This window comes from Streptomyces sp. NPDC047028 (assembly GCF_040644095.1).
GTDB lineage: Bacteria > Actinomycetota > Actinomycetes > Streptomycetales > Streptomycetaceae > Streptomyces.
In genome coordinates, this window is sequence record NZ_JBEYVS010000081.1 from 1 (window position 1) to 16,189 (window position 16,189).

Annotated in this window: 9 protein-coding genes and 3 pseudogenes; 3 read left to right on the forward strand and 9 right to left on the reverse strand. The window is 67.5% G+C overall.

What is annotated here, in order from left to right:
- Window positions 1-202: 202 nt before the first annotated feature.
- Window positions 203-671, forward strand: a pseudogene (locus ABZ854_RS35885) (transposase family protein); the annotation flags it as partial.
- A gap of 100 nt (window positions 672-771) precedes the next feature.
- A pseudogene (locus ABZ854_RS35890) lies at window positions 772-1,210 on the forward strand (IS5/IS1182 family transposase); the annotation flags it as partial.
- A gap of 97 nt (window positions 1,211-1,307) precedes the next feature.
- Here ABZ854_RS35890 and ABZ854_RS35895 read toward each other — a convergent pair.
- Window positions 1,308-2,590 (reverse strand): annotated as a pseudogene (locus ABZ854_RS35895) (IS256 family transposase).
- 194 nt (window positions 2,591-2,784) lie between these two features.
- Between ABZ854_RS35895 and ABZ854_RS35900 the strand changes: the two are divergent.
- Entirely contained in the window at window positions 2,785-5,649 is a 2,865-nt protein-coding gene (locus ABZ854_RS35900) for an AAA family ATPase (protein WP_361219904.1), read from the forward strand.
- Between the two features lie 832 nt (window positions 5,650-6,481).
- Here the strand turns inward: ABZ854_RS35900 and ABZ854_RS35905 are convergent.
- The 8 genes from ABZ854_RS35905 to ABZ854_RS35940 form a co-directional block, all read right to left on the reverse strand.
- The gene (locus tag ABZ854_RS35905; RefSeq protein ID WP_361219906.1) at window positions 6,482-7,639 is read right to left on the reverse strand and encodes a DUF3103 family protein; all 1,158 of its coding nucleotides are present in this window, start codon (window positions 7,637-7,639) and stop codon (window positions 6,482-6,484) included.
- Window positions 7,640-7,770: 131 nt separating this feature from the next.
- Window positions 7,771-8,079: a hypothetical protein gene (locus ABZ854_RS35910; protein ID WP_361219909.1), complete on the reverse strand. Its 309-nt coding sequence runs from the start codon at window positions 8,077-8,079 to the stop codon at window positions 7,771-7,773.
- A gap of 1,637 nt (window positions 8,080-9,716) precedes the next feature.
- Entirely contained in the window at window positions 9,717-10,487 is a 771-nt protein-coding gene (locus ABZ854_RS35915; RefSeq protein WP_361219912.1) for an SDR family NAD(P)-dependent oxidoreductase, read from the reverse strand.
- A gap of 4 nt (window positions 10,488-10,491) precedes the next feature.
- Window positions 10,492-11,886 carry an FAD-binding oxidoreductase gene (locus tag ABZ854_RS35920; protein WP_361219915.1) on the reverse strand — a complete coding sequence of 465 codons (1,395 nt, stop codon included), beginning with the start codon at window positions 11,884-11,886 and terminating at the stop codon, window positions 10,492-10,494.
- A complete protein-coding gene (locus tag ABZ854_RS35925) occupies window positions 11,879-12,922 on the reverse strand; it encodes a decaprenyl-phosphate phosphoribosyltransferase (protein WP_361219918.1) in 1,044 nt (347 codons plus the stop codon). Before ABZ854_RS35925 ends, ABZ854_RS35920 begins: the two co-directional genes overlap by 8 nt.
- Complete coding sequence (locus tag ABZ854_RS35930) at window positions 12,873-14,657, reverse strand: hypothetical protein (RefSeq protein ID WP_361219921.1); 1,785 nt, start codon at window positions 14,655-14,657, stop codon at window positions 12,873-12,875. Before ABZ854_RS35930 ends, ABZ854_RS35925 begins: the two co-directional genes overlap by 50 nt.
- Window positions 14,654-15,859, reverse strand: a complete 1,206-nt coding sequence (locus ABZ854_RS35935; RefSeq protein ID WP_361219924.1) for a tetratricopeptide repeat protein — start codon at window positions 15,857-15,859, stop codon at window positions 14,654-14,656. Before ABZ854_RS35935 ends, ABZ854_RS35930 begins: the two co-directional genes overlap by 4 nt.
- Window positions 15,860-15,991: 132 nt before the next feature.
- Window positions 15,992-16,189: hypothetical protein (locus ABZ854_RS35940; RefSeq protein WP_361219926.1), on the reverse strand; the 198-nt coding region annotated here is incomplete at its 5' end.

The following is a 16,189-nucleotide window of genomic DNA, read 5'->3' on the forward strand; positions in this document are numbered from 1 at the left end:
TCGCCCGCCTGCACAACCTCACCCTCACCGGATGACAAGGCAGACGGCCAGGTCAGCGGGCATGCCCGAAGTCATTTACGGGACAGCCCTTAGTGGGCCTGTGCCGACACGATACTCGCGGGCGGCTTCGGCATTGCTGTCAGCACCGCCCACATCTAAGGGCTGTCCCGTAACCGCTGGTCACGGATGAGATGATCTTGGTGTGGGTGGTGTGATCACGGCGTCGGAGCCGTCCTGGATAGCCCCGTTCACTGGGCTGAGCCCGCGCTGCTTCGGCAAGTTGATGACCGTGGTGCGTCGCGAGGTCGCTGACGAGCCGAGGCGAGGGCGGCCGTGGAGCCTGCCGCTGGAGGACCGGGTACTGCTGGTCGCGGCGTACTGGCGCACCAACCTGACGCTTCGCCAGCTCGCCTCACTCTTCGGCGTCTCGAAGTCGGCCGCAGACCGGATCGTCGACCACCTCGGCCCGAAGCTCGCGCTCCAGCCGCGCAAGCGGTTCGCCAAAGACACCGGTGCTCATCGTGGACGGCACCCTGGTGCCCACCCGCGACCGCACGATCGCCGAGCACTCCAAGAACTACCGCTACTCCACGGCCCACCAGGTCGTCATCGACGCCGGCACCCGCCTGGTCGTCGTGGTCGGCCGGCCCCTGGCCGGCAACCGGCACGACTCCCGCGGCTGAAAGGATTTCCTAACCCTCGCCGGGCAGGCGAGGGCTGACAGGGACCGACTACGCCCGCATCGACCCGGTGATCTTTACGGGACAGCCTTTAATCGCCGACCGCAAGCGCCGCCGGCTCGGGTTCGTTCTGACCGCCGGACAGGCGGCTGACAGCCGCAGTTCATCCCCGTGCTAAAGATCGGGGCCGCGGGGCCATCGGCCGACCCTGCACCCGTCGCGACGCCGTGGCCGTGGACAGGGCCTACTCGTCCCGTGGCAACGGCACACTGCGGAAGTACCGCATCAAGCCCGTCATCCCCAAAGAAGGTCGTCCATGCCGCCAACCAGAAGAAGAAGTGCTCCCCGGCGGCCGGCCCGTCGGCCACGACGCGGACCTCTACGAGGAGAGGAACACGTCGAACGGCTGATCAACAAGCTTAAGGCCTGGCGGGGCATCACCACGAGGTACGACAAAACCACGGAGAGCTACCTCGCTGGCCCCCTCACTGCGCGCCCCCATGATCCGGATCATAGACCTCAGCAAAACACCTCGTTGCTCACGACTCGATACGCACCCTAAGAGCCTGAAAATGTGCCAATGGGCTGGGGTCTGACAAGCCAACGGTGTCACTCGGGTGGTGTGAGTTAGCGGCGGCCGACGGAGAGTCGGTCGTCGAAGGCGATGTCGAAGCCTGCAGGGCGGGCATCCAGCGCATAGTCCAGTGTCTGCGTCCCTGGCCGGTGGGGTCGAAGGTCATGGCTGCCGTGTAGACGCATCTGAGGGTTGCGGCCTCGTTTGGGAAGTGCCCGCAGGCCCGGACGGCTTTTCGTATGCAAGCGTTGACCGACTCGATCGCGTTGATGGTGCAGACGACGCGGATCTCGGTGTCGAACTGGAGCAACGGCACGACCTCTGCCCAGGCGTCCTCCCAAGCCGCCCGACTGACGGATGCTCGGCGCCCCACTCTTCCTGGAACTTCAGGAACCGGTCTTCCACCGCGCTCGCGGTCGGAGCCGTGTAGACCGGCTTGAGCGCGCGGGAGATCTTGTCCCCGCTCTGGCGGCCCGTGTAGCGGAACGACGCCCGGATCAGGTGTAGGACACAGGTCTGGGGTACCGCCTGGGGCCAGACCGCCGAGATCGAGCCGGGCAAGCCCTCGAGCCCGTGTTGACGACCATGCACACGTCCTCGACGCCACGGTTCTTGATCTCGGTCAGGACCGGGAGCGAGTATCTGGCTCCTTCGCCGCCGTCTCCGGCCCACAGGCCAAGGATGTCGCGTGTGCCGTCCACCGTGACCGCAAGTGCAACGTAGATGGGCCGGTTCGCCACCTGCCCGTCTCGACGTGCACGCAGTCGATGAAGATCACCGGATAGACCGGGTCCAGCGGCCGGTTCTGCCACTCGGCCTTCCCGTCCATGACCTTGTCGGTGATGGTCGAGATGGTCTGCTTGGACACGCTTGCGCCACAGACCTCGGCCAGGTGGGAGGAGGTGTCACCGTGCGTCAGACCACGCGCGGACAGCGACAGGACCATCTCGTCGACACCGGTCAGGCGCCTCTGCCGCTTCTTGACGATCTGCGGCTCTAAGCTGCCGTCTCGGTCACGCGGCACCGCGATCTCCACCGGGCCGACGTCGGTCAGCACGGTCTTGGACCGGGCCCCGTTACGGCTATTGCCGCTGCCGGCACCGGCCGGGTCGTGCTTCTCGTAGCCGAGGTGGTCAGTGATCTCGCCTTCCAGGACGGACTCCAACTCGCGCTTGGTCAGCTACTGCAGTAGCCCGCCCTCGCCCATCAGCTGTAGGCCGCTCGCGCGGGCTCGGTCGACCAGCTGCCCGATCAACTGGTCATCCAGCAGGTCCGCCGGCAACTCGGCCGACCGGACCTCTTCGATCGCCTCAGCAAAGACAGTCACGTCGCTCATCAGGTGCTACTTGCCTGATCGGGAGTTACACCGAAGACCGTACAGACCCCTGGTTGGCGTCCGGGCCCGGGGCGCGGCTTGCCTTGCATGGCTCCCGCGGGCAAGCACCTGAAAGCAACTGCCGAAACATGGGCCACACGGTGGCCGACGGGCTCGGCATTGCAGGAGAACGGGAGTGACGGAACGATGAGGGTGTGACTCACTTGCTGGAGCGCTCTGCGGAAGCCAAGGAATTTGCCGAGATGATCGCGAGACTCCGCCACGGCAGCGGCGGAGCCCTGCTGGTGGAGGGGAAGGCAGGTGTCGGCAAAAGCCGACTACTGTCCGAAATGCGCGCCCAAGGTACAGACGCTGGTCTGCGAGTCCTGTCCGCGCGCGCTTCGCAGATGGAATCGGCGTTCACGTTCGGCATCGTGCGGCAGTTGTTCGAGCCGCTCCTGATGACGGCTATGGTCTCCGAGCGGGGCGAATTGTGGTCCGGCGCAGCCGAACCTGCCAAGAAGATCTTTTCCACCGATCAAAAGAGCACGATCGGGGAATTTGCGGTCTTGCATGGCTTGCTTTGGTTGACGCTGAACCTCTGTGAGGCAGGGCCGGTGGTACTGCTGATCGACGACCTGCAGTGGTGCGACGAGCCGTCACTGCGGTTCCTGGCATATCTTATTCCCCGGCTCGGTGAGGTGAATGCACTCCTGGTCACCACGCGGCGCAGTGGCGAGCCCGCCACCGATGAGCATTTGATGCTCCAGATCGTCGGCCATCCGGACGTGGCAGTTCTTGCGCCGCAGCCGTTGAGTGCCGCCGGGACAGCAGCATTGGTCCAAGACGCGTTCCCGGAAGCCGAGGACACCTTCGTTGAGGCATGTCATCAGGCAACCCAAGGCAATCCGCTGTTGCTGCGGGAGCTGATCCGTACGGCGAAGGCCCTAGGGATCGCGCCCACCGCACCTTCGGCGCCTCAGGTCATAGAGCTGGGGCCCCATGCCGTGGGGCGCCTGGTCAGCGCAAGACTCGACCGAGTATCCCCCGCTGCCCAGGCCCTGGCCCACGCCGTTGCCGTACTCGGCGACGGCGCCTCCCTGGGCACTGCAGGCGCGCTGGCCGGACAGAGCGCGGATACTTCGCTGGGTGCACTGGAGGATCTCGAACGCCTCGATCTCCTGCATCCGGACCTACCCACCACGCAGGAGGATCCCACGGCCCGCATGGGAGGGGTGGGTTTCGTACACCCACTGGTGCGCACAGCTGTCTACAGTGCACTGCCGCGCGGCGAGCAGGCAGCAATCCACGGCCGAGCGGCACAACTATTGATCGCCGCCGACGCCAGCGCTGACCAGATCGCCGCGCACTTGCTACACGCGCCTGCCCATGGCGACAGTCTGGCCACCGCGATCCTGCGCCAGGCGGCTAGCGAGTCATTGCGGCTGGGCTCCCCGGCGGCCGCGTGCACCTACCTACGCCGGGCACTGGAGGAACCCCCGCCCGAAGGCCAGGAGCTCGCCGTCCTGCTCGATCTGGCCCACGCAGCCCTGCCCATCGACCTGTCGGCCGCCGCGGCCCATCTGTCACGCGCATGGAAGCATCCTCGGCTGACCGACCCCCTCCAGCGCGCCCATGTGGCCGCCCTCCTGGGCGAGACCTACCACTATCTGCAGCAACCCCAGCAGGCGGCGGTGATCTTGGACGCCGCGCTCGACGAGGCCGAAACAAGCCTCCCCGGCACCTCCGAAGCTGAGGACATCAAACGTCAAGTGGAGGCGATTCCACTTCTTATCGCAGGAGGACGCACTCCCCACCGCGCCGCGTTGACGGCCCGCCTTCCAGCCCTGCGACTCCTTTCCCCCCACGCCAGCCTGGGCGGCTACACCCTGGACTGCGTCATCGCCTTCCACGATGCCCTCGCCGGCGATCCCGCCGCGGTCCCACGCGCCCGCCGTGCCCTGACAGACCGCCTCCTATTCGGCCGCGAAGATGCCGCAGGGACCCTCGCTCTGGGACTGACTGTCTTGCTCCTGGCGGACGACGCCACCGCTATGACCCACCTCGACCACGCCTTGGACCTGGCCCGCCGCCAGGGTTCACTGCGCACCATGACCACCCTGCACACCTCCCGCGCACTGGGCTGGCTCGAACGCGGACAACTGACCGAGGCAGAGCAGGAAGCCGAAGCTGCCCTCGACACGGCCCGAACCAGCGGCGTCCCTGTACTGAACTTCTGGAACGCTGCCTTCCTAGCAGAGGCACTCATTGGGCAGGGCCGTCTCGACGAGGCGGAAAAAGCCCTTCACCCTCTCTTGCCCTATACCCAGGCTCCGATCCACCTGCCCGCCGACGTTCAAGCTCACCTCCTGCGCGCTCGCCGTCGATACCCGGAAGCATTCGACGCCGCACAAACCGCCGCTCGGATTGCCGACGACATCGGAATCACTAACCCTGCCTACACCACGTGGCGCTCAGAGGCCGCATTGGCCCTCTACTGCATGGGACACACCAGACAAGCACAAGAGTTCGCCGACGAGGAACTCGCCCTCGCGCAACAATGGAACGCCCCTCGAGCCCTAGGTAGAGCCCTGCGCATCACTGGCATCGTTCACCCCGGGCCCACTCGCCGCCTGGAAAATTTCCACCAAGCAGTCGACGTCCTATGCACTTCTCCCGCCCGCCTTGAATACGCCCACGCCCTCACCGACCTAGGCACCGCACTGCGCCACGCCGGCCGCCCCAAGGATGGTCGCACCCCCTTGCGCCAAGCCCTCGACCTGGCCGCTCAATGCCAGGCCTCCCGTCTCGCCGAACATATCCGCGCAGAACTCCTCGCAGCCGGAGCCCGCCCCCGCCGCACCGCACTCACCGGCCCCACCGCCCTCACCCCCAGCGAACAACGTGTGGCGAACCTCGCCGTCCAGGGAGCCACCAACCGAGAAATCGCCCAACTCCTTTTCGTTACTCCCAAGACTGTCGAAGTCCACCTCTCCAGCATCTACCGAAAATTGTCCATCACCAACAGAAAAGAACTCAACAAGCTAAGCCTCGAAACAACACAGAACGAGAAGCTATAGGGGTCAGGCGGTGGGGGCCAGACCTGTCAGTTATCAGATTGGGCTGATCTGGATCTTGTCAGCAGTCTTCCTGCGCATCTCCGAGGCCTGGACGAGCGTGGGAGTAACCATGACCATCGCCGCGGCAAGCTGTGCTCGAGGGCACGGCTCAAGAGCACCCACGATGGGCCGGGAGGCCGCGCACCAGCGGTTACAGGGCGTGACTCGTGAGTGCGCATCGGAGATGTCCAGTGAAAGGGGCAGGCCGTACCGGGCGCAGACGAGGAGGATCTTCGATCAGTGCTTGCCGCGGTCGGTCGGAGTCGGGCCGCTGAGCAGCCCCTAGTGGCGGAGGACGATGAGCGACTCGGTGGCATGCCGCGACCAGTCCAGCTCGCGACCGGCGCCGAGGTCCTTGAGGATCACCCGACGCAGCTGGGCTCACACCCGGCCACGCCTCGCTGGGCGAAAGACTGGTACACGTCTGCCACCTCAGGCCGAAGACAGGCGGCAGTTGCCGCTAGGTGCATTTGACCAGCCGACTCCCCCACCCGGGCGGTTCAGGTACTCGGTGGTAGCCGACTGGGCTAACGGCTGCGTGGACCGGATCGAAGTCTGGCAGAGCGCTCACCGGCGTTGGGCCTTGCGCCGGTGAGCCCGGCTGTGCGGAGCCTGCGGGCAGATGCCCAGGTCCCGGGCAGCGCGCCCGAGGAGAGCCGGTTCGTGGACCTCATGAACCGCGCGCGCTCACGCGCAGGCCGTCGCATCGCTCGTGGTTCTCCGTGTGCCCGGAGCGTGCTCCGGGCACACGAGGGCACCACGGCGCCCGAGGCGATCTCTTGGGGGGACGTGGTCAGAACTGCTTCACAAAGTACGGCTCCACCGTCATCCACCCATTTCCCGAGGCGCCGCTCAGGCGGCCTTTGCTGTTCGATGCGAGGGAGTACCAGGATTCGACGTAGTCGTCGTCGTCGGTCCACCACGACGTGGGCAAGGCGTTCAACACCGCGTTCACCAGGGGGATGTATGTGCCTTGGTCGGTGATGGCGAGCAGGGCGTCGGCGATGGCCTGGGCGATCGTCTCGTAGTTGGTGTCGCTGTCGCCCTCCATCATCACCACGTCGGTCAGGTCGTACTTGTACTGAGACCAGTTCACCAGGATCTGGTTGGGATAGTACGTAGTGTGGTCATTGTTGAGCCAGGGCATGTCGACGGAGTCGACGCGGACCTTTCCGTCCCGGCCGAAGCCGGTGACCAGGCAGTAGGTCTCGGCGTCGCCCTTGTACCAGGGCTCCTGGTCGTCTGCCAGCCACACGGAATCGATCTTCGTGGCCCACCAGCCGCCAGCGACCCTGAATTGATTCGGGCTTGAGGGGCTGTTCAGGCCTCGCTGGGCGAAGACTTGGTGGAGGACGGCCAGGCCGGCTCGGATGGCCTTGACCTCGTCGAGGTCCACTACGTAGATGGGGCTGGTCGGCGCCCTGCGCGCGGTGACAGTGTGGGCGCGGCCCTGGCTGTCGTAGGCGAGGAGAGTGCCGGCCTGGTCGCTGCTTCCCGCAGAGAGCACCCAGGGGTCGGCTCCTGCCGTCAGCGCAGTGCGCATCGTCGGGGCGCCCAGGCGGACACGCAGCAGGGAACCGACCGTGGGATTCAAGCCCTTGGCCAGGACGATGTCCCGGTCGGCGGCCTTGAGCTGGGTGGTGAGTCGCTTGGCCCCGTCGGTGTCGACCTTTGCGGTCGTTCTTTGCAGGTCGATGTCGCGGGAGGCAAGGGCTGCATGGCGGACCTGCGCGCGTAGGGCCGGGTCGGCCAGGGCGAGGGCGAGCGAGCGGGCCGTCTGGTCCTCGATGCGGCCGACCACTGAAACGGGCGCGGTGGTGCGCGGGGTTGGGAGTGGCTGGGCCGGTGCGGCGGCAGCGCCGGGAGCAGCGGCGAGGACGGCCGTACCGAGAACGGCTGTGCACGCAGCGGCCGTGATCCGGCTCCAGGGCCGGATTGGGCGGGTGGTCAACAGATCCTCCTCAAGGGGGGTGGTGCCCTCGGCCGGTGGGCTCGAGGGTGCGGCTGAGGCGGCCGTCTCGGCCGCGTCCCGGGTGCCCTTAGCGGCCGGGGTGCGCGTGACTCCGGCTTCGGCCATGCGGGCTATCTCGGCGGCGGTGCGTTCAGCCGGTGCGGCATTGGTCGGCGAAGGATTGACGCTCCGGAGGCGGGGGCCCCGTTGGAGTCGAACAGGCCGAGCCTTCCCGGCAGTTCATGTCTGTCGTCGGGGGCGCTGGTGGCCGGGTCGTCGCCGATGCGAGCAGGCTCGAGCAGATGGGTCGTGACCGTGCCGGCCACTTCCTCGGTCCACGGGCGGATCTGGGACAGCTCGTTCTTTTCCACGATGGTGCGCAGAGCCGCGTCGGCCAGCGCCCAGGCCTGCCGGGTGAGGGCGCGGACGTGCAAGCGCATGGTGGCCCTGGCCGAGTCTGCGTGCGGCAATGCTTCTGGCGGTGGGCAGACAGGTGAAGGTGCCCTCGGTGCCGGCTTCGGTCATGACCAAGACGGTCAGCCAAAAGGTTAGGGGGCTCGCATCTGGCGCTTTCCCACGCCGCCGCGCTCCAATGATCCTTCTGGTAGTAGCGGCAGGTCATCACGGTGACGAAACGAACGGGCTTCGCGGCCTGGAGCCGTAGCGTGCTGCCATCGTCGAGCGTGACATCGCATTTGCTGGACTCCATGCAGCGGGTCCTTGAGCGGCAGCCACCGAGGCAGCTGCTCGCCCCCCACAAAAGCGGTGCCAGTCGCACGCGCCGGCGAAGCCCGGCTAGGTGAGGGATCCCACTGCAACCCCAGCGGTAGCCTCCTGCACCGCCGACGTCTGGGCTACGCCTCGGATGGCACCGGTGGCGGCGACGGTTCCGGGGGACGTGGGCGGCGAGGCGCCGCCTGGAACGAACGCCGCGCCCACTGCCAGGGCTTAAGTAGGCAACGGATAAATGTCCACCCAAACCGGGCACGGAGAACCTCCTGGACGTTGACCGAAGGGGTGGCGCACAGGGCGAAGCGGTCGCCATCACCTCCGGCGACGGGAGGCGGCACACCGAGGATGGAGCACAACTACCGTCCAGTACAAGAGTGAGTGAGTGACTGAGCCAATTAATCGGTTTCGGTGTCGAGCGTGGACCTCCAAGGCGCGTGAGACGCGGATCCCAAGAACCGGAGAGAACGTGTGGTGATGATGCGACACCCGCAGCCGACGTCAATGCGGTCACAGCACCGATTGCGCGGGCAAGCAACGGGTACTGCGGCAGCAAGGTAGGTGGCTGGCCCCCAGGCGCCTGCGCAGCCTGGTCCGCTTGGCCGCGGGACCGACCTGCGCAGGTGCGCTCTCGTCAGCGTGCAGGTGGATCCGTGAACCGGAGGAAGTACCGCGGGAGACCGCGATGCAGTCCACCCAAGAGACGGATGTTCTTGGTGTTGTTCAGCTGGCGAGGAAAGGCGCGTGGCGCGGCCCGGCGACTGCATCACGGTGAGCACTTCGCGTCACGTCGCTGTCGGTGAGCGCGTGGAGGGCGACGACCGCCCGGGATGCCTCGCCGATCGCTTGTACCAGGTCCCGCCGGAAGGACCGCTTCCATCCGACCGGGGCTTCGACGCCCACGGTAACCGATCCGTGCACGGCTCGGAGGTCGGTGGATGAGTGCTCCCCGATTTCTACGTCTTACGGCCTCTTGGGCAGCCCTTCTGGGCTGGCACGTTGCTGCTCTACGCCATGCTCGGAGGCGAGGAATGGGCCGTCTCGGCGGGACACGCAAAGGGCGTGCATCGCGTCGAGACCGATGGTTCTGTTTGACTGGATGACTCGGAGTCGGCATGGTCTGCCTCTGCCGACTCCGAAGCTCTCTTGGAAATGATCAGTTAGAGCCCACACTCGGCATCTCTGAGTGGGTGAACCACACGAAGAGCTGACCACCTGTCGCCGTTCTGGCGGGACGCAGGGCATGCCCCGCCGGCTTCATCCGCGCGCCCATGCCGCGACGGTTCCGGAACATCGTCGCTGGCGTGTGGCCTGCAGCCGATTACGTGCAGCCCCGGTCTGTCGCGGTTCAAGGGAGGAGGCGGTTGCGCAGAGTGGGGGGGAGATGTTGGAGGAGGGCGGCGGGCCAGCGCAGGCGGTTGGGGGCCCAGACGATGCGTTTGTGGCTGTGGAGGGCTTTGTGGATGGCGTCGGCGACGTTGGCGGGGTGGACAGCGTGGCGGGGTGTGGGGAGGTGGGCGGTCATGGTGGTGGTGACGTGGCCGGGGCGGACGATGAGGAGCCGGACGCCGGTTCCGGCGAGTTGGTCGGCGAGGGATTGACTGAAGTGGTCGAGGCCGGCTTTGGAGGAGCTGTAGGCGGGGTTTTTGGCGCGAGGCAGTTGTGCGGCAATGGAGGACAGGATGATCACGGTGCCGTGGCCCTGGGTGACCAGATGGGGGGTGAGGTGGAGGAGGGCCGAGGTCGCCCCCACGTAATTAGTGGTGATCACCTCCAGGGCGGTGGTCGGGTCAGGCCGACAGTCGTCCGGGTTCCCGAGAACACCGGCGGCGAGGATGACGAGGTCGATGGCGCCGTACTGGGCCCACAAGTCGGTGAACAGGCGGGCGTGGCCAGCCAGGTCGGTGGCGTCGAACGACGCGGTGTGAACGTGCATGCCGGTGCGCTGCAGGGTTGTGGCTGCGGCGGTGAGGGTGTGGGGGTGGCGCCCGGCGAGGATGACGGTGGTGGGTGGTGGGTCGAGGCGGGCGGTGACGGCGTGGGAGATGTCGGAGGTACCGCCGAGGACGAGGACCGTTCGGAAGGGCGTCGGCGGGGGGTGTTGGGTGAGGGGGTTCACGGGATCACCGTCTGGTTGGGGCGAGCAGGTGGAGACGTCGGGCTTGGTCCGAGGTGAAGATCCGGTGGGGGTCGAGCCGGTCGCGGACCAGTCTCCACGCGTCGAGTTCTGGATACATGCTGAGGATGGTGTTGGGGTTGGTGCGGGAGTCTTTGGCGAGGTAGAGGCGGCCACCGTTGTCGAGGGTGAGGGCGTCCAAGTGCATCAGGGCGGTGGGTAGTTGGGGGTGGTTGGCGGGGAAGTCGAGGGCGAGGGTGTAGCCGGGGCGGGGGAATGACAGGTAGCTGTGCGTGCTAGTGCCGAGGCGTTTGAGGACAGCGAGGTAGGGCGGGCAATCCAGCAGGTGCAGGGTCTCCAGCATGCGGCGCAGGAAGGTGATTGCCCGGGTGTGCGGGATCGTGCACTGGTATTGGGTCAGGCCGCCTGACCCGTATAGGCGGTTCCAGTCGGTGACAGCGTCCAGGGGATGGAAGAACCGGTCACTGTGGAGGACTTGGGTATGGGAATTTTGGGGAGTGCGGTGGTATTTCGCCGTGTTGAAGACGCGAACGGTGGCGGGCCGCAGGAGTCCGGTTGGGACGTGGCTAGGCAGGGGCCGGGGCCGGGGCGGGGGTGGGGTGGGTCGGGCGATGGTGTCGTAGCCGGGGGCGGCCCAGTCGCCGCTGGTGAGCAGGGAGCGTCCGAGGCGGCGGCCGGTGGTGAAGCAGTCGATCCAGGCGGCGTTGTGCTGGTGGGCCGAAGCATCGAGGTTCTTGACGAGGGCCTCCAGGTCCCGGCAACGTTGGGTGTGCTGGGCAATGAAGGGGCTGGGGATCGGTTGGGCGCGCACCGTCGCGGTGGTGATGATGCCAGTCAGCCCCATGCCGCCGATGGTGGCCCAGAACGCCTCTGGTTCGCGGTCAGGAGCGAGCTGGTGTTCCCCGGTCGGGGTGTACAGGGTCAGGCCGAGGACGTGGTCGCCGAAGGAACCGTGGGTGGGGTGGTTCTTGCCGTGGACGTCAGCGGCGATGGCGCCGCCGACGGTGATGTGGGCGGTGCCGGGCAGCACAGGCAATGAGAAACCGAGGGGCAGCAGCTGCTGCTGGAGGCTGGCGAGGGTGGCCCCGGCGTCGACGCGGATCAAGCCCTTGACCGAATTGAGGTCGTGGATGCGGGCGAGTTGGGTGCAGCGGATGACGTGGCCGCCTGCGTTTTGGGCGGGGTCGCCGTAGCTTCGGCCCGCGCCGCGAGCGATCACCCCACCCGGACGGGCTGCGGCCAGCAGCGCTTGGACGGCGGCGCGGGTGACGGGTTCGGCGACGCGGGCGGTGCTGGGGGCAGTGTGGCCCCAGCCGGTGAGTTCCTCGAGGCGGGAGCCGGTCCTGTCCCACCCGGTCAGCATCTGGGTGGGGTCAGACATAGATACCTGCAGTGAAGAGAAGGAGCCAGGTGGCGGCACAGCCTTGCAGGAATCGGTCGGAGAGGACGAGGTCTTCGGGGCGGGCGCCGTGGCCGTGGTGCAGGTGGAGGCTGTAGCGCAGGAGTCCGGCGAGGACGGGAAGGATGGACAGCTGGAGCAGGACCGTTCCTCCGTGCCTGGCACCGGCCAACGCGTTCGCTGTGCCTGCGGCGTGGAGGGTGAGGGCCCAGAGGCAGTAGGCGATCAGGGCGCTGGTAGCAGCGAGGGTGCGCAAGTGGGCGAGGTAGGGCAGGGTGTACGCGGCCAGGACGGGTCGGTGTGCCCTGGCCGCTTCGTCGTGCAGTTCCTGAAGTTCAGCGGAGCGTTTGCCGGCGATCATGAACAGGGCGCCGGAGGCGGTGACGATCAGGAACCAGGGGGAGACGGGCACGTGTGTGGCCAGGGCGCCGATGACGGTGCGCAGCGCGAACCCGACCGCGACGGTGAGTAGTTCCAGAACCGGGATCTGCTTCAGGTGCAGACTGTAGGCGGCGGTGAGCACGAGGTAGGCGGCGACGGCGAAGGCGGTGTGCGGGCCTAGCCAGGCCGTCGCCACCGTGACCGCACCAACGGCGAGGACGGCGGCAGTGGCCCATGCGGCCGGGAGCCTTATCACGCCGGCAGCGATGGGCCGGTGCCGCTTGCTCGGGTGGAGGCTGTCGGCGGCGGCGTCGCGGGCGTCGTTGAGGAAGTATCCGGCGCTGGAGGCCGCACACAGGATGACGGCGGCGAGCACGGCATGAGCCAGCCGCACCGGTTGGGTGAGGACCCCGGCTGCCGCGGGGGCGGCGAACACCAGCACATTCTTGAGCCACTGCCGGGCCCGGCAGGTGCGCCACACCCCCCACCCGACACCCTTTGGATCGAAGTCCGTGCCCCCGGATACCGCAATGCGTGGCGGTTGCGGGACCGCAGTGGGGGCGGCGACGGCCGCCAGGTGCCGCCGGTCAGGAGTGGGGAACGGGTTGCGGGGGTGTGAGGGCGACAAGGTCCTCACCTCCGTGGTGCGGGGGCGGTGTGCCCGGTGGAACGGAAGGGATGGGATGGCGGGCGTAGTGCCATAGGATCGCCGCGAAGGTGGGGACGGTGAGCGCGGAGATGAGGGTGAACTGCTGGTCGGGTCCGGGCATGCCGGGGAGGGGTGCGAGGGCGACGAACTGGCTGGCCGCGGCCAGGGCCAGGAGCCAGGCGCCAATGCGGGGGCGGTCGGTCCACAGCAGCGCCAGCACTACGATGATCATGTAGTAATAGTTCAGCGGGTCGGTCAGCGTCGGAATCACGGTGATGCCGAGGACCAGGGCGATCCACGGCGGCACCCGGCGGGCAGCCCAGGCCAGCGCGGCGAGCGCGACGAGTGCGAGCAGAAGCGCAATGGGCCGCATTGTGGCGGCTTCGTGGGCGACGGTGTGGCGCCAGGTGCCGGTGGCGTCGACGGCATGGGCTTGGTAGAGCTCGTGGAGGCCTTGGTGGGGGCGCCAGCGCAGGACGGTGAGGACACCAATTTGATTGGTCATGATGTCCTGCTGGATGCGGGCCAGGTTGTGGTAGAACGCCCGCCAGGTGCCGAGCCCGCCGACCAGGATCCCGCTGACGGTCACCAGCAGCGCTGTTGCTGCGGCGCCTCCTGCGAGGAACCGCATCGCCCACCACCGGCCCACAGCGCTTTCGAGGCCCTCGCCGGCCGGCGGGCGCTGCGGCCTGGCGATGGTTTGAACCAAGTGCGTGGGCCGGTTCCGCCAGGCGGCCAGGACCTGCCAAAGGAAGGCGAACAGGGGGCCGGCGAACAGGATGGCGGGGAAGATCCGCAGGCAGGCGGAGTAGCCGAGGGCCAGGCCCGCGCACAGGGGGTGGTTCTTCTTCAGCAGGCAGACGGCGGCTACGGTCCACAGCAGCCAATCCCAGCGCAGAAATGCTCCGCCGGTCCAGCTGTGGGCGGCGGGCAAGAAGACACCCAAGACCAGCAGGCTGACCGCGGCGGCGCGGCGGCCGAAGGCCCAGCCGATGGCCAGCACCATGGCGAGCAGGAACAGCGGGTCCAGCAGGGCCAGCAGCTCGACCTCTGTGACACTGACCGGGCCGTGGTTCGCCAACAGCCTGCCGAGGGTGGTCCAGACCGGGGTGGGGTTGTAGCCGTGGTCGACCAGGATCGCGTTCCACTGCTGGGGGTGGACCCGGGCCTCAAAGAAGCGGACATCGTGGCGGAATTCGTTCCAGCGGGCGGGGGTGAAGTGACGCGTGCACTCCTGCGGATGCGTGAGGATGGCAGTAGAGCCTTCCACTGCCCCGGTCTGCAGGTTCCGGATCGGCCGCCGGGCTACCTGAGCACGATGCCCGTCCTGGGCATCGGCGGTGTCGATGCAGATGTAGAGCCGGGTATAGGAGAGCTCGTTTGCGTATTTTGCGCCGAGGTAGTAGTGGGTCCACTCGTGGACGTGGATCTTGCCTGGGTCGAGGGGATAATCGGGGCTGGCGGGGATCCGGGCGGCACCGAGCCAGGCCAGCATCGCCGCCACCGCCAGGCTGGCCAGGACCAGGCCGCGACGTCGCCCACTCCCCACTCCCCGGCTGACCCGGTAGCTGCGGGGCTGGTCAGTATCGCTGGGTGCGGCAGGCTCCTGCACATCGGTCGCAGGCGTCTGGAGGGTGGCCTTGTTTTTTGCCGGCCACAGCATCCAGGCCAGGCCTGCAAGGGCGAGGAGCAAGCCTTCGCGGAACAACCATGCGTCGCTCACGACACGTCACCCCCCTTCCGCCAGGATGATTGGCCGCCGGAGAGGGGGGCGGTGCTCGTGTCGCAGGCGATGACCTTGGCAGCGCGGTTCTGGACGGCCCGGGCCAGTGGATGATCCGCCTCGGCCCGGTGTTCGACGATGGCCGCGGCGCGTTGCCACAAAGCGCGGGCCAGGTCGGGGCGCCCGGCTGCCAGGTGCAGGTCGACCAGATTGATGAGGGTGACGGCCACATCCACAGCGTCAGGGCCGAGGACCTGTTCCTTCGCTCGCAGTGCCTGGTTCATGAGCCGGGCGGCTCGCGCCTGGTTGCCTCGGCGGGCTTCCACCACGCCGAGGTTGTTGGCGGTGACAGCCCAGTCCAGGTGGCAACGGCCGTGGAGCCGTCGGTAGATCTTCAGAGCCCCTGCGAGGTCATCGGCGGCATCGTCGAGGCGACCCTGCTGGGCGAGAATCGCGGCGCGCGCCGCGATGTCCGCGACCACCTCCTGGCGCCCGGCCCCCGCCAGAGCCTGGCGCAATTGCACCGATCGCCCCGCCTGCACCTCGCCTGTGTCAAAGTCGCCGCGGGCGAATGCCAGCCCGCCGAGGTTATGTGCCAGCGTCGCGGCCAGGGGACGGGCCACACGCCCCGCATGCTGCACGTATTCAGCTGCGTGTGTGTATGCGTCCTCGGACCGCTCGAAGCGGCCCCAGAACTTGTAGAGGACCCCCAGGAGGTTCCAGGTCTGCGCGGCCTCCAAATCGATGTGGTCGGGCAGGCACCGGGTTCGGGTCTGCGCCTGTTGCAAGAGTGATTCTGCTTGCGCCCACTCGCCCTGCCACATCAGGATCGCGCCGAGCTGACGGAGACATTGCACGGCCAGTCGCGCATCTTCCCCGCTCACCCTTCTCTCTGTCTTTGTCCCCGCGTCCCCAGGGCTTTCGGGAAGGGTGAGAGCCGCGCATGCCTGCTGGGCGTGGGCGTATGCCGCCGTAAGGTCGCCACGCTGCTGTTCGACTCGAGAGGCGAGGAGTCGAATGGCGCCGGCGACCTGCGGCGCAGTAGTGACATCGGACAGGTGGCGTAGGGCGAGATGGGTGTGGAACCGTGCCTTGGAGAGATGGCCAGCGTCGAGCGCCTTGTTGGCGCGTTGGGCCTGTACAGCTGCCCGGGTCAGGGGGGTGCGGTCGCGCCGGTTGCGTAGATGGTGCGTGAGCTTCACGGCGTCCTCCGGGGCTCAGGCGGACCGCGCGGGTCGGCGGTCGACGTCGCTGGGGGGAGGTTGGTGGTTTGGGCTGTGGTGGGGTGGGGGGTCCGGGCCGGGGTGGCCCGGACCTTGGTGGCTGTGGGGGTGTCACAGGCCGAGGAGTTCGTTGTGGTTGGTCTGGTTGCCCCCGGTGCCGCCTGCGGCGATCTCGATGGCGTGTTGGGTGGTGGGGTTGGAGGCCAGGATGACGAGGGTTGCTGTTCCCGCGGATGCGGCGCTCACGGTGGCGAGCTTCATGCGGGTGGTCATGCTGCGCAGTTTCCGGAACATCGTCGTCTCCTTGCT